Origin of the sequence: Streptomyces sp. NPDC006610 (assembly GCF_040611575.1) — a bacterium.
In the GTDB taxonomy this organism is placed as follows: Bacteria; Actinomycetota; Actinomycetes; order Streptomycetales; family Streptomycetaceae; genus Streptomyces.
The window spans coordinates 37485-50242 of record NZ_JBEXOP010000050.1; the positions used below are offsets into that span (position 1 = coordinate 37485).

The window sequence follows — 12758 nt, forward strand, 5'->3', positions numbered from 1 at the left end:
CCGCCGCGGCCTACGCCACGAACGTGCGCGGCGCGTCCGCTCCCGCCGTCCCGCCGCTCTCCACCAGCCGGGCCGCCGCCGCGAGCCGTGCGGCGGCCTCCTCCGCCACCGCCCCGCCCACGGTGAACGGCAGCCGCACATACCCCTCGAAGGCCCCGTCGACCCCGAACCGCGGCCCGGACGGGACCCGCACGCCGACCCGCTCCCCCACCTCCGCGAGCCGCGACCCGGACAGCCCCCCAGCGCGCACCCACAGCGTCAGCCCGCCCCGCGGCACCTCGAACTCCCACTCGGGCAGCACCCGGCGCACCGCGGCGACCAGCGCGTCCCGGTTGTCCCGCGCCTGCTCCCGCCGGATCTCCACCGCCTGCTCCCAGCCCCCGGTGCTGAACAGCCAGTTCACCGCGAGCTGCTCCAGCACCGGCGTGCCCAGATCGGCGTACGCGCGCGCGGCGACCAGGCTGCGGATCACGTCCGGCGCCGCCCGCACCCAGCCGATGCGCATCCCCGCCCAGAAGGCCTTGCTCGCCGAGCCGACGGTGATGACGGTGGACCCGGCCGGGTCGAAGGCGCACACGGGCCGCGGCATCTCCACGTCCGGGTCCAGCCACAGCTCGCTCATCGTCTCGTCGGCGACCAGCACCGTCCCCGCCGAGCGGGCCGACTCCACCAGCCGCCTGCGCTGGTCCTCGCCGGCGAGGGCGCCGGTCGGGTTGTGGAAGTCGGCGACGACATAGGCGATGCGCGGCGCCGCCTCCCGCAGGACCTGGCGCCAGCGGTCCATGTCCCAGCCGGTGAGACCCTCGGCCATCGCCACGGGCACCAGCCGCGCCCCCGCCTCCCGCATCAGCTGGAGGATGTTGGCGTACGACGGCGACTCCACGGCGACCCGCTCGCCACGCCCCGCGAACAGGTGGCAGATCGCGTCGATGGCGCCCATCGCGCCGGTCGTCACCATGATCTGCTCGGGCATGGTGGGGATGCCGCGCGCGGAGTAGCGCTCGGCGATCATGGCACGCAGCGCGGGCAGCCCGGCCGGGTAGTCGCCGTGCGTGTGCGCGTACGGCGGCAGCTCCTCCAGGGCGCCCTGGACCGCGCGGGTGAGCCAGGGCTCGGGCGCGGGCAGCGCGGCCGTGCCGAGGTCGATCATCGACCCCAGGGCCTCCGGGGGCAGCGGTTCGAGGCCGCGCGCGGGGAGCGGGTTGCCGGCCGGCACGGCGGTCCAGCTGCCCGCGCCGCGCCGGGACTCCAGGAAGCCCTCCGAGCGCAGCGCCTCGTAGGCGGCGGCGACGGTGGTGCGGCTGACGGACAGGGCCAGGGCCAGTTCCCGTTCGGCCGGCAGCCGGGCGGCGACCGGCACCCTGCCCTCCAGGACCAGCAGCCGGATGCCGTCGGCGAGCGAGCGGTAGGCGGGCGGGCGGCGTGTGCCGGGGCCCGCCGGGCGGTCCTGCTGCGACTTGAGCAGCCGGCCGAGCTGCGCCGCGCCCACCGCGGAAGTCCACTGGGCCATGACTATCAGTCCACCTTCCCCGAATTGGCCATGGATGGCCGATCGCTCCACGCCACAGAGTGGCATGCGTCAGGCCACGACGACCACCGGGGGACACCTTGTCCGTCTCATCAGACTCACCAGACACACCAGACTCATTGGGCTCACCGGGCTCATCCGGCTCACAGGACTTCTCCACCTCCAGAAATCACGCCACCTCCTCCAGCCCAACGGGCGCCCGCGCCGGGGGACGTCTGTTGCGTCGGCTCGTCCAGCTCTACCTGGGCCTCGCCCTCTACGGAGTCAGCTCGGCGCTGCTCGTGGAGGCCGGCCTGGGGCTCGAACCGTGGGGCGTGCTGCACCAAGGGCTCGCCGAACTGACCGGTATGACCATCGGGGTGGTGTCGATCGTCGTCGGCGCGGGCGTGCTGCTGCTGTGGATCCCGCTGCGCCAGCGCCCGGGGCTGGGCACGGTGTCCAACGTCGTCGTGGTCGGCCTGGCGATGGACGGCGCCCTCGCCCTGGCGCCCGCCTCGGACGCCCTCGCCGTGCGCGTCCCGCTGCTGGCCACCGGCATCCTGCTCAACGGGGTGGCCACCGGCCTCTACATAGCCGCCCGCTTCGGACCCGGCCCGCGCGACGGGCTGATGACCGGGCTGCACCGGCGCACCGGCCGCTCGATCCGGCTGATGCGCACCGCGGTCGAGGTCGCCGTCGTAGCCTCCGGGTTCGCGCTGGGCGGCACCATCGGCGCCGGCACCTTGCTGTACGCGGTGTCCATCGGCCCGCTCGCCCAGTTCTTCCTGCGCGTTTTCGCCGTCCCGTCGGCATCCGACGGCAGCACGGTCGTTGCCGCCGGTCAACCCCGGCGGGTCATACTGCGTCCGTGACCACGCGCATACGGCACCCCTATCTCGACCACCCCGGCCCGATCCCCTTCGCGCACCGGGGCGGCGCGGCGGACGGCCTGGAGAACACCGTGCTGCAGTTTGGGCGCGCGGTGGAGGCCGGTTACCGGTACATCGAGACCGACGTCCACGCCACCCGCGACGGCCGGCTCGTCGCCTTCCACGACGCGACGCTGGACCGGGTGACCGACGGGCAGGGCCGGATCGCCGACCTCCCCTGGGACGAGGTGCGCCGCGCGCGGGTGGCGGGCAGCGAGCCGGTGCCGCTGTTCGAGGAGCTGCTGGAGACCTTTCCCGAGGTGCGCTGGAACGTCGACCTCAAGGCGGAGTCCGCACTGCATCCGTTCCTCAACCTGATCGCCCGGACCGGCGCCTGGGACCGGATCTGCGTGGGGTCCTTCTCCGAGGCGCGGGTGGTGCGCGCCCAGCGCCTGGCCGGGCCGCGGCTGGCGACCTCGTACGGCACCCGCGGCGTGCTCAACCTGCGGCTGCGCTCCTGGGGCGTGCCGGCGGCGCTGCGCGGCTCGGCGGTCGCGGCCCAGGTGCCGGAGTACCAGTCGGGCATCCAGGTGGTGGACCGCCGCTTCGTCCGGGCCGCCCACGCGCGCGGGCTTCAGGTGCACGTCTGGACGATCAACGAACCGGAGCGCATGCACCGGCTGCTGGACCTCGGGGTCGATGGCATCATGACCGATCACATCGACACGTTGCGCAAGGTCATGGAGGAACGGGGCGTCTGGGTCTGAGGCCCCGCTCCCCCGCCGGCACGGCCCCCGCGCGGCGCCTTCACGGGGAAGAGAGGGCACGGGGTGGGCACCGAGACCGTGCGGACACCTGCGGCCGACGAGGCCGCCGAGCGGCGGCGCGAGCGACGCGGCTGGTACTTCTACGACTGGGCCTGCTCGGTCTACTCGACGAGCGTGCTCACGGTGTTCCTGGGCCCCTACCTGACCTCGGTGGCCGAGGAGGCCGCGGACGCCGACGGGTTCGTGCACCCGCTGGGCATCCCGGTGCGGGCCGGCTCCTTCTTCGCGTACTCGGTGTCGCTGTCGGTGATCGTGGCCGTGCTGGCGATGCCCCTGGCCGGCGCCGCCGCCGACCGGACCGGCCGCAAGAAGCCGCTGCTCGGCGTGGCCGCCTATCTGGGCGCCGCCGCGACCACCGGCATGTTCTTCCTGGACGGCGAGCGCTATCTGCTCGGCGGTCTGCTGCTGATCGTCGCGAACGCCTCGCAGTCCGTGGCGATGATGCTCTGCAACTCCTACCTGCCGAGGATCGCCGCCCCCGAGGAGCGCGACGCGGTCTCCTCACGCGGCTGGGCCTTCGGTTACGCCTCCGGCGCGCTGGTCCTGGTCGCCCATCTGGTGCTGTACCTCGCCCACGACTCCTTCGGCGTCTCGGAGGGCCAGGCGGTGCGCATCTGCCTGGCGTCGGCCGGTCTGTGGTGGGGGGTGTTCACGGTGATCCCGCTGCGAAGGCTGCGCGACCGCGGGGCGGCCCCGGCCCGTGAGGCGACCGCCACCGGCTGGCGGCAGCTCGCGGCGACCCTGCGCGACATGCGCCGCCACCCGCTGACGCTGTCCTTCCTGCTGGCGTACCTCGTCTACAACGACGGCATCCAGACGGTGATCTCCCAGGCGTCGATCTACGGCTCGAAGGAGCTGGACCTCGGGCAGTCGACGCTGATCGGGGCCGTGCTGCTGGTGCAGGTGCTGGCGGTGGCCGGCGCGCTGGCGCTGGGGCGGCTGGCCCGCCGGTACGGCGCCAAGCGGACCATCCTCGGCTCGCTGGCGGCCTGGACCCTGGTCCTCGCGGCCGGCTACTTCCTGCCCGCCGGGGCGCCGGTGTGGTTCTTCGTGCTGGCGTCCGGGATCGGGCTCGTCCTCGGCGGCAGCCAGGCCCTGTCCCGCTCCCTGTTCTCCCATCTGGTGCCGCCCGGCAAGGAGGCCGAGTACTTCTCGGCGTACGAGCTGAGCGACCGCGGGACGAGCTGGCTGGGACCGTTGCTGTTCGGCCTCACCTACCAGCTGACCGGCAGCTACCGGGACGCGATCATCTCCCTGGTGGCCTTCTTCCTCCTCGGGTTCCTGCTGCTCGCGAGGGTGCCCGTACGGCGTGCGATCGCCGACGCGGGGAACCCCGTTCCCGAAAGGATTTAGCACTGGAGCCGAAAGGGCTGTAGTGTACGCGTTTGGCCTGCCAGGCGTACCGTTACTGCGCGTCAAAGATGCCGAAACGCTGGGTGACATCTCCGAATAGGTGTGACAAACCGGGCGCCGGTGGGTACTGCACTGGTTGACAAGGCTGCGGCCACGACGGCGACGCATGACCCGGAACGGGACTCCGAACGGGAATCTTTACCGCCGACCGGACGTTGACCGGATGACGACGACAGCGACACCTGTCCTGTGGGCGACAAGCCCGGGAGGCACGATTCATGAGTGAGCGAGCTCTTCGCGGCACGCGCCTCGTGGTGACCAGCTACGAGACGGACCGCGGCATCGACCTGGCCCCGCGCCAGGCCGTGGAGTACGCATGCGAGAAGGGACATCGCTTCGAGATGCCCTTCTCGGTAGAGGCGGAGATCCCGCCGGAGTGGGAGTGCAAGGTCTGCGGGGCCCAGGCACTCCTTGTCGACGGCGACGGCCCGGAGGAGAAGAAGGCGAAGCCCGCGCGTACGCACTGGGACATGCTGATGGAGCGGCGCACGCGCGAGGAGCTCGAAGAGGTCCTCGAGGAGCGGCTGGCCGTTCTGCGCTCCGGCGCGATGAACATCGCGGTGCACCCGCGGGACAGCCGCAAGTCGGCCTAGTCCCGGCGGCCCGGTCCGAGGGCCGGGTGCCATGATCCCAGCGCCGGCAGAACAACGACCGCGGGCGCCGTACGTCCAGACGTACGGCGCCCGCGGTCGTGGTGCTGTTCCGGCCCGGCCGTCCCGCCCGGCCGTCCCGCTCAGCGGTTCAGCGGCGGGCGCGGCTCGCGCGGCGTGTCGCCCGGCTCGTCCCGGACGACCTCACCCTGCACGACCTTGCCGTCTGGCCGGTGCATACGGGCCTGCCGGAAGGCGTCGCCGAGGCCGCCCGGCGCGGCGGCGCGGAGTCTGCGCTCCACCGTGCGCTCCGTGTACCGGCTCAGTGCCTTCTGGACCGGCGGCACCAGCAGGAGCAGACCGAGGGCGTCGGAGACCAGGCCGGGCAGCATCAGCAGCAGTCCGCCCAGCATCATCAGGCCGTTGCCGCCGCCGCTCGACGGCGGGGTGCCCCGCTCGAGCGCCTCGTTGAGGTTGCGGAAGGCTCGCCGTCCCGCCCGTTTGATGATCACCGAGCCGAGCAGGAAGCCTGCGACGAGCAGCAGGAAGACCACGAACCCGCTCGCGGCGCCCGCGACCACGGTCAGCAGCCAGATCTCCAGCACCAGCCAGCCGGCGACGGCGAGCGGCAGGAACGTCCGCAGCCGGGAGCGCCGGGGCCGGGCGGGGCGGGGAGAGGTCGAAGCGCCAGTCGTCATGGTCCCAGTGTGCCCGCCGGGTGCTCAGCACGGCATAAGCCCTCCGGCGAGGGCGGGACGGCACGGCGGCGGGGTCACGGCTTCTCGGGACCGCCCCGGCCGATGATCCTCCCGACCCGCTCCCCCACGCCCCACGAGGTGACCCGCCACAGCGCCTCGACCAGGATGTCCCGGCTCATCTTGGAGTCGCCGTGCTCCCGCTCCACGAAGGTGATGGGGACCTCCACGACGTGATAGCCGGCCTTGATCGCGCGGCGGGCGAGGTCGACCTGGAAGCAGTACCCCTGCGAGGCGACGTCCTCCAGGCCGAGGCCCTCCAGGGTCTCCCGGCGGAAGGCGCGGTAGCCGCCGGTGACGTCGCGGATGGGGACGTCCAGCAGGGCGCGGGAGTAGAGGCTGCCGCCGCGGGAGATCAGCTCCCGGCCCTTGGGCCAGTTCACGACCCGGCCGCCCGGCATCCAGCGGGAGCCGAGCACCAGGTCGGCGCCCTTGAGCGCGGTCAGCAGGCGGGGCAGTTCCTCGGGCTGGTGGGAGCCGTCGGCGTCCATCTCGATCAGCACGCCGTAGTCGTGTTCCAGACCCCAGCGGAAGCCCGCGAGATACGCGGCGCCCAGGCCCTCCTTGCCCTTGCGGTGCAGGACGTGCACTTGGTCGTCGCCTGCGGCGAGTTCGTCGGCGAGCTTGCCGGTGCCGTCGGGGCTGTTGTCGTCGGCCACGAGGACGTGCGCCGCGGGCACGGCCTCGCGCACCCGGCCGACGATGGCCTTGATGTTCTCCGCCTCGTTGTAGGTCGGAATGATCACCAATGGCGTGCCGAGCGGGCCGAAACGCCTCTCCTGGGCGTCTGCCGCGCGGGTCCCCTCGCCGTCGTTCACTGCTGCCCCTTCACGTCCGTACGCAGAGGTCCACCATAGTGGCCGCCGCCTGCGCCGACGTGACGCGATGTTCGTACGCGCGATGTCGGTCCGGCGAGCTCCCGGTGACGGCCCGCCGTCCGGCCTCGTCGCCCGCCCTTGCGGAGGGGGGCCCGGCGCCCTTCGGGCCGACCTGGGACCCGCTGGCTGCGGGTCGACCGAAAGCCGTTGTCTACTGAGCGCCCGGGCCCCACCCGGGTCACACCGTCCCGACCGGGCCGGAACGTTCCCCCGCCGTGGGCGCGGTCGCTGCGCCTGGCTCCCAGCGACGGTGCCCCGGTGCGGTACACCGTCCCTGACCCAGCGGCGCCACGGCGAGTTGCGGACGTCCCCGGTCGGGCGTCCCGTGGTGGACCCGGCCGAACCTACCGGCCCCGGGCCGCCGCCTGTCAACAGCCGTCCGACCTGCGGGTTCACCCGCGTGCGGGGGCCCCGCCCGGAGATACGCAGGTCGCGCGACGCCGCCCCGCCGCGCGGGCCGTGCCGTCCGGCCCGTGGAGATCACTCGCCCGGCCGTACGAAGACCGTCCGTCCGCCCACCACCGTGCGCAGGCAGACGGGCAGGTCCGTCCCGGGGCTGAGATCGGGCAGGCCCGGCGTGCCGGAACGCGGGTCGGTCGACCAGCGGGCGACCCGGTCGTCGGGGGCCTGCACGACCAGCTCGCCGGTGCGCCACACGGCGTAGTCCGCGGGCGCGCCGGGCACCAGGACACCGGCGTCGTCCCGGCCGACCGCCCGCCAGCCGCCGCGCGTGTGCGCCGTGAACGCCGCGCGGACCGAGACCCGGTGCTCCGGCGTGCGGTGGAAGGCGGCGGCGCGGACCGTGCCCCAGGGGTCCAGGGGCGTGACCGGGCTGTCGGAGCCGAGGGCGAGGGGCACGCCGGCGCGCAGCAGGGCGGCGAAGGGGTTCAGGGTCCGGGCGCGCTCTGCGCCGAGGCGCTCGGCGTACATGCCGTCCTCGCCGCCCCACAGCGCGTCGAAGGCCGGCTGGACGGACGCGGTCAGGCCCAGCTCGGCGAAGGCGGCGACGGTCTCGGGGGTGAGCATCTCGGCGTGCTCGACGCGGTGCCGGGCGGCCCGGATGCGGGCGAGGCCGACCTTCTCGGCGGCGGCGCGCACGCCCTCCACGACCGCGGTCACGGCCGCGTCGCCGATCGCGTGGAAACCGGCCTGGATCCCCGCCTCGGTGCAGGCGACGACATGGGCGGCGACGTCCGCGGCGTCCAGGTAGGCGGTGCCGGTGTGGCCGGCGTCGGCGTACGGCCGGTGCAGGCAGGCGGTGTGCGAGCCGAGGGCGCCGTCGACGAACAGGTCCCCGGCGGCGCCGAGCGCGCCCAGCTCGCGGGCCTTGTCGACGTCGCGTTCGGCCCAGTAGCCGACGACCCTGATTCCGGGTTCCTCGGCGGCGAGCCGCAGCAGGCCGGTGAAGTCGTCCTCGGAGGAGATCTCGGGGCCGCCGCACTCGTGGACCGCGCCGATGCCGAGGGAGGCCGCGTGCGCGAGGGCGGCGCGCTGCGCCTGTGCGCGCTGGGCCGGCCCGACGGCGGCGAGGGCGGCGGCGCGGACGGCGTGGTGGGCGTCGCGGGTGAGCGGGGCGTCCTCGCGCGGGACGTCTGCGGCGACCAGGTCGAGCAGGGCGGTCGTGACGACGGCGGAGTGGACGTCGATGCGGCTCAGGTACAGGGGCCGCCCGCCGGTGGCCTCGTCCAGTTCGGCGCGGGCCGGGGGACGGCCGCCGGGCCAGCGCGAGGCGTCCCAGCCGTGCCCGAGGAGCACCCGGTCGTGGGGGCGGGCGGCGGCGAACTCCCGCACCTTCGCCAGGGCCGCCTCCAGGGAGGGCGCGCCGGACAGGTCGAGGCCGGTGAGCGCGAGGCCGGTGGAGGTGGTGTGCACGTGCGCGTCGGTGAACGCCGGGGTGACCAGGGCGCCGTCGAGGTCGACCACCTCGTCCACGCCGTCGGCGAAGGCGTCGGCCGCGCCCTCGGAGCCGACCCAGGCGATGTGGCCGCGTTCGACGACCATGGCCGTGGCGAACGGGTCGGCGGGGCTGTGGACCTCTCCGCGGCGGAGCAGGACGGTCTCGGTCGGGGCGGTGCGCTCACTCATGACGGACAGTTTCCCGCGCCGCGCCGAACCTCCCGCACGCGGGGCTCGCCGCCGGACGGCGCGGTGTCAGATGCGCGGCGGCCGGGCCTCGTAGGGGGTGGACAGGACGACCGTCGTACGGGTCGAGACGCCCGCGAGGGAACGCACCCGCGCCAGCAGTTCCTCCAGCTCGTGCGGGGTGGCCACGCGCACCTTCAGGATGTAGTTCTCGTCGCCGGCGACGCTGTGGCAGGCCTCGATCTCGGGGACGCCGGCGAGGCGTTCGGCGATGTCGTCGGGGGCGCTGGGGTCGAACGGCTTCACCGAGATGAACGCCGTCATCGGCAGCCCGACCGCCTCCGGGTCCACGACGGCGGCGTAGCCGCGGATGACGCCGCGCTGTTCCAGCCGGCGCACGCGCTGGTGCACGGCCGACGTGGACAGGCCCGTGGCCTTGCCCAGGTCGGTGTAGCTCATCCGCCCGTCCTTGACGAGCAGCTGCACGATCTGTCGGTCCAGCTCCTCCATGGCGCAAGAACCTACAGTGCGGGTGATCTCCGCGGATACCCGTGCAGCGCAGGTCATAACCGGTTTGTGATGTGCCCCCGCCGGTCGCGCGGGCGGGCGCCCGTGCCCGGCATGTGACCAACGCCACAGCCTCGGCGCGCTCTCCGTGATGTGCTCGTGATTACCCCGCCGGGCGGACGGGAAGTGCTTGCTGTGGTCGAGGCCGCACTGCCGTCACGGCCCAGCCCGAGGGGGAGAATCCCATGCAGAGTCTTCAACGCCCTGGTCGTACCGCGCCCAAGCGACTCCAGCCGGTCGCCGAGCCCGAGCCGGAGGGCGTCGAACCCGACGCCTTCGACGCCGACGAGGCAGACGCGTACGACACCTTCGAGATGTACCGGGTGATCTGCCCGGACTGCGCGCAGCCCATCGCCCTGCTGTCGGACGAGGAGTTCCTGCCGGAGCACGCGCTGTGCGCCTCTCCGTGGAACCCGTTCGGCCTCACGGTGTGCCGCGGCACCGGCCGCAGCGCCGCCGACGCCCGGCCCGCGGACGAGACCGTGGAGCCGCAGGAGCAGGACACCGCCCTGCTGCTGACCCTGCCGCAGGGCCTCGACTGGCGGACGCAGCCGTTCTCGCACGTCGGCGGCCCGGGCTCGCGCCCGATGCGCGTGCCGTCGATGCGCCGCCACGCCGCCTGAGCGTCGCGCCCCCGCACGTTTCGCCGACCGGTCGGCCGCCCCGCGTCCTGACGCGCGGGGCGGCTCCGGCACGTCCCCGGACGGCCGGGAACTCATGCTCGATTGCGCGGGCCGGTGACCTGTCCGGCCGTTTCCGCGTTGCCCGGATATGACCCCCACCCACACCGCGACCGGGCGTCAGTACCGCATGCTCGTCCCCGCAGCAGCGGAAACGGTCCCGCGCACGCCCGCGCAGCCCGCTCCGCCGCCACAGGACCCGCCCATCTACCGCGATCTCGTCCGCGCCTGGGCCAAGGGCGGCCGGACGCTGCCCGGACGCCACGACCCGGAGTGGGTCCGGCTCGCGGCGCCCCTGGTCCGGCCGGGGCAGTTCAGCGCCGCGACTCGGGACCCGCGAGGTGACGGGCGATGACCATGCGCTGGATCTGGTTGGTGCCCTCGACGATCTGCAGGACCTTGGCCTCACGCAGGTAGCGCTCGACGGGGAAGTCGGCCGTGTAGCCGTAGCCGCCGAGGACCTGCACGGCGTCCGTGGCGACCTTCATCGCCGTGTCCGTGCAGTGCAGCTTGGCCATGGCCGCCTGCTTGGCGAAGGGGCGGCCCGCGTCGCGCAGCCGGGCCGCCGCCAGGTACAGGGCCCGGCCGGCCTCGATCTGGGTGGCCATGTCGGCCAGCATGAAGCGCAGCCCCTGGAAGTCGGCGATCGGCCGGCCGAACTGGCGCCGCTCGGTGGCGTAGCCGACCGCCTCGTCCAGCGCCGCCTGGGCGACGCCGATCGCGCACGCCGCGATGCCGAGCCGTCCGGAGTCGAGGGCGGCCAGCGCGATGGCGAAGCCCTGGCCCTCGTCGCCGAGGCGCCGGGCGTCGGGGACGCGCACGCCGTCGAAGTGGATCTGTGCGGTGGGCGAGCCCTTCATGCCCATCTTCTTCTCCGGTGCCGCCGCGCTCAGCCCCTCGGCGTCGCCGGGCACGAGGAACGCGGTGATGCCGCGCGGGCCCTCCTCGCCGGTGCGGGCCATGACGGTGTAGAAGTCGGCGACGCCGCCGTGGGTGATCCAGGCCTTGGTGCCGGTGATCACCCAGTCGTCGCCGTCGCGGACCGCCCGGGTGCGCAGCGAGGCGGCGTCGGAGCCGGAGGACGGCTCGGAGAGGCAGTAGGCGCCGAGCAGCCCTCCGCCGAGGACCGCGGGCAGGTGCTCGACCCGCTGCTCCTTGGTGCCGTGCGTGGCGAGGGCGTAGGAGGCGAGGGTGTGGACGCTGACGCCGAGGCCGACGGTCAGCCGGGCCGCGGCCAGCTCCTCGAGGACCTGGAGGTAGACCTCGTACGGCTGGTCGCCGCCGCCGTGTTCGGAGTCGTAGGGCAGGCCGAGCAGTCCGGCCTCGGACAGGAGGGCGAAGACCTCGCGCGGGAAGCGTCCGGCGTCCTCCTCCTCGGCCGCGTGCGGCGCGATCTCGCGCTGCGCGATGTCGCGGACGAGGGAGATCAGGTCCCTGGCCTCGTCCGTGGGCAGTTGCCGGTCCACCGGCTGCGGGGCGCGGTCGGGCATGGCGACGCTCTCCTCCCTTTCGGGCACGGCGGCGGGAGGGCACCGTGGGTGGGCGGCTCCGCCGGGTGGCTCTGTGGCGCCCAGCCGGCCGGGGCGCTCCGGGTCGCGGAAGCGCTGATCAGCGGGCTGTGCGCTGTGAGTATGCCCGATCGCGGAGATCGCGTCACCGGTTAACGACCGCTTACTTCAAGAATTGCCGGTGACGCATCGGCCGCGGCGCGCGGAGGCCGGGGCGGAGGGGCGGGGTCCGGTACCACGGTCGCCCGCATCGTCCCGCCGGGCGTCCTCGGCGGCGGTGGGCGGCAGGGGTGCGAGGCACGGCCCCGTGCAACGCTGCGCGACCCCGCGCATCGCGGCGCGGGGAGGGGCGGGCCGATCGGCTTCGGGGTGCCCGTGCCCCTCCGCGCCGTGGAGGCGCCCGCTGGTCCCGGCCCGGAGCCGGAGGCCGGCGCGGGGCGGTGCGGCCCGCCGTCCACCGACCGCCCGGCCGCACCGCCGGGCGTGATGCCGGCCGGGCCGAGGGCGGCCCGGTTGCACGGGACCGCCGGACGACCGCGGCGGGAGGGTGCCACCGTGCCGGGCCCGCGGCCGCGCCGTCGGACGGCGAACGGACGGGCGATGGTGCAGCGATGGTGCGTACGGTCAGAGCAGGCCGAGCTGGGTCACCAGCATCGACAGCACCACGACGAGCGTCCAGCCCATGATGTGCTCGACGATCTGGGGGCCGTCCTCACGGGGCCCGCCGGTGCGGACGCGGGTGGCGGTGGCGGTGTTCGCGGTCATGGCATCTCGCTGGTCTCGTGCGTGCAGTGGTCTCCCCCGGTCCCCCCACCGATTGCTCCACCTTGCCATCGTCCGCGCCGTGCGCGGCAGAGAGCTTCCTCACAGCCGGACCGCCGGACAGCGCGACGGCCCCCGGCCGGAAAGCCGGGGGCCGCGGACGCACGGGGGCTCAGCGCACGCCCACCGCCGCGAGCGCCCTGCGCTGGGCCGGGGTCGGACGCGCCGGGAAGTACAGGTAGCAGACCCCGCCGGTGCCGGAGACGACCTTGCCGCTGGCGTTGTGGCGCTTGGTTCGCAGCCAGATGTTCTCCGTATGG

Annotated in this window: 12 protein-coding genes and 1 pseudogene; 5 read left to right on the forward strand and 8 right to left on the reverse strand. The window is 74.2% G+C overall.

From position 1 onward, the window contains the following. Positions 1-10 precede the first annotated feature (10 nt). The gene (locus tag ABZY13_RS29865; RefSeq protein WP_356636227.1) at positions 11-1510 is read right to left on the reverse strand and encodes a PLP-dependent aminotransferase family protein; all 1500 of its coding nucleotides are present in this window, start codon (positions 1508-1510) and stop codon (positions 11-13) included. Between the two features lie 233 nt (positions 1511-1743). Here ABZY13_RS29865 and ABZY13_RS29870 point away from each other — a divergent pair, with 233 nt between their 5' ends. From ABZY13_RS29870 to ABZY13_RS29885, 4 genes are all read left to right on the forward strand, one after another. After that, on the forward strand, positions 1744-2379 hold the full coding sequence (locus ABZY13_RS29870) for a hypothetical protein (RefSeq protein ID WP_356636248.1): 636 nt from the start codon (positions 1744-1746) through the stop codon (positions 2377-2379). After that, on the forward strand, positions 2376-3143 hold the full coding sequence (locus ABZY13_RS29875) for a glycerophosphodiester phosphodiesterase (protein ID WP_356636229.1): 768 nt from the start codon (positions 2376-2378) through the stop codon (positions 3141-3143). Before ABZY13_RS29870 ends, ABZY13_RS29875 begins: the two co-directional genes overlap by 4 nt. A 63-nt stretch (positions 3144-3206) precedes the next feature. After that, positions 3207-4556, forward strand: a complete 1350-nt coding sequence (locus ABZY13_RS29880; protein WP_356636231.1) for an MFS transporter — start codon at positions 3207-3209, stop codon at positions 4554-4556. A 278-nt stretch (positions 4557-4834) separates the two neighbouring features. Further along, entirely contained in the window at positions 4835-5209 is a 375-nt protein-coding gene (locus ABZY13_RS29885; protein ID WP_003977404.1) for an RNA polymerase-binding protein RbpA, read from the forward strand. A 140-nt stretch (positions 5210-5349) separates the two neighbouring features. Here the strand turns inward: ABZY13_RS29885 and fxsA are convergent, their stop codons facing one another. The 4 genes from fxsA to ABZY13_RS29905 form a co-directional block, all read right to left on the reverse strand. Next, positions 5350-5904, reverse strand: coding sequence for an FxsA family membrane protein (gene fxsA, locus ABZY13_RS29890; RefSeq protein ID WP_356636234.1), 555 nt, complete (start codon positions 5902-5904; stop codon positions 5350-5352). A 74-nt stretch (positions 5905-5978) separates the two neighbouring features. Next, the gene (locus tag ABZY13_RS29895; protein ID WP_356636236.1) at positions 5979-6779 is read right to left on the reverse strand and encodes a polyprenol monophosphomannose synthase; all 801 of its coding nucleotides are present in this window, start codon (positions 6777-6779) and stop codon (positions 5979-5981) included. Positions 6780-7319: 540 nt separating this feature from the next. After that, positions 7320-8924 (reverse strand): amidohydrolase, encoded by a 1605-nt coding sequence (locus ABZY13_RS29900; protein WP_356636237.1) that lies wholly within the window; start codon positions 8922-8924, stop codon positions 7320-7322. A 66-nt stretch (positions 8925-8990) separates the two neighbouring features. Then, positions 8991-9431, reverse strand: coding sequence for an Lrp/AsnC family transcriptional regulator (locus ABZY13_RS29905; protein WP_039932055.1), 441 nt, complete (start codon positions 9429-9431; stop codon positions 8991-8993). Between the two features lie 242 nt (positions 9432-9673). Here ABZY13_RS29905 and ABZY13_RS29910 point away from each other — a divergent pair, with 242 nt between their 5' ends. Then, positions 9674-10111, forward strand: a complete 438-nt coding sequence (locus ABZY13_RS29910) for a hypothetical protein (protein ID WP_356636240.1) — start codon at positions 9674-9676, stop codon at positions 10109-10111. Positions 10112-10482: 371 nt separating this feature from the next. Here ABZY13_RS29910 and ABZY13_RS29915 read toward each other — a convergent pair whose 3' ends face one another. From ABZY13_RS29915 to ABZY13_RS29925, 3 genes and pseudogenes are all read right to left on the reverse strand, one after another. Next, positions 10483-11658 carry an acyl-CoA dehydrogenase gene (locus ABZY13_RS29915; RefSeq protein ID WP_356636242.1) on the reverse strand — a complete coding sequence of 392 codons (1176 nt, stop codon included), beginning with the start codon at positions 11656-11658 and terminating at the stop codon, positions 10483-10485. Positions 11659-12300: 642 nt separating this feature from the next. Then, positions 12301-12441: an SCO1431 family membrane protein gene (locus ABZY13_RS29920; protein ID WP_356636244.1), complete on the reverse strand. Its 141-nt coding sequence runs from the start codon at positions 12439-12441 to the stop codon at positions 12301-12303. 169 nt (positions 12442-12610) lie between these two features. Further along, a pseudogene (locus ABZY13_RS29925) lies at positions 12611-12758 on the reverse strand (peptidase C39 family protein); the annotation flags it as partial.

Excerpts from the sequence above, each read along its gene's own strand:
- ABZY13_RS29865 (WP_356636227.1), bottom strand. The coding sequence starts at position 1,510 with ATGGCCCAGTGGACTTCCGCGGTGGGCGCGGCGCAGCTCGGCCGGCTG.
- ABZY13_RS29885 (WP_003977404.1), top strand. The coding sequence starts at position 4,835 with ATGAGTGAGCGAGCTCTTCGCGGCACGCGCCTCGTGGTGACCAGCTAC.
- fxsA (WP_356636234.1), bottom strand. The coding sequence starts at position 5,904 with ATGACGACTGGCGCTTCGACCTCTCCCCGCCCCGCCCGGCCCCGGCGC.
- ABZY13_RS29900 (WP_356636237.1), bottom strand. The coding sequence starts at position 8,924 with ATGAGTGAGCGCACCGCCCCGACCGAGACCGTCCTGCTCCGCCGCGGA.
- ABZY13_RS29905 (WP_039932055.1), bottom strand. The coding sequence starts at position 9,431 with ATGGAGGAGCTGGACCGACAGATCGTGCAGCTGCTCGTCAAGGACGGG.
- ABZY13_RS29910 (WP_356636240.1), top strand. The coding sequence starts at position 9,674 with ATGCAGAGTCTTCAACGCCCTGGTCGTACCGCGCCCAAGCGACTCCAG.
- ABZY13_RS29915 (WP_356636242.1), bottom strand. The coding sequence starts at position 11,658 with ATGCCCGACCGCGCCCCGCAGCCGGTGGACCGGCAACTGCCCACGGAC.
- ABZY13_RS29920 (WP_356636244.1), bottom strand. The coding sequence starts at position 12,441 with ATGACCGCGAACACCGCCACCGCCACCCGCGTCCGCACCGGCGGGCCC.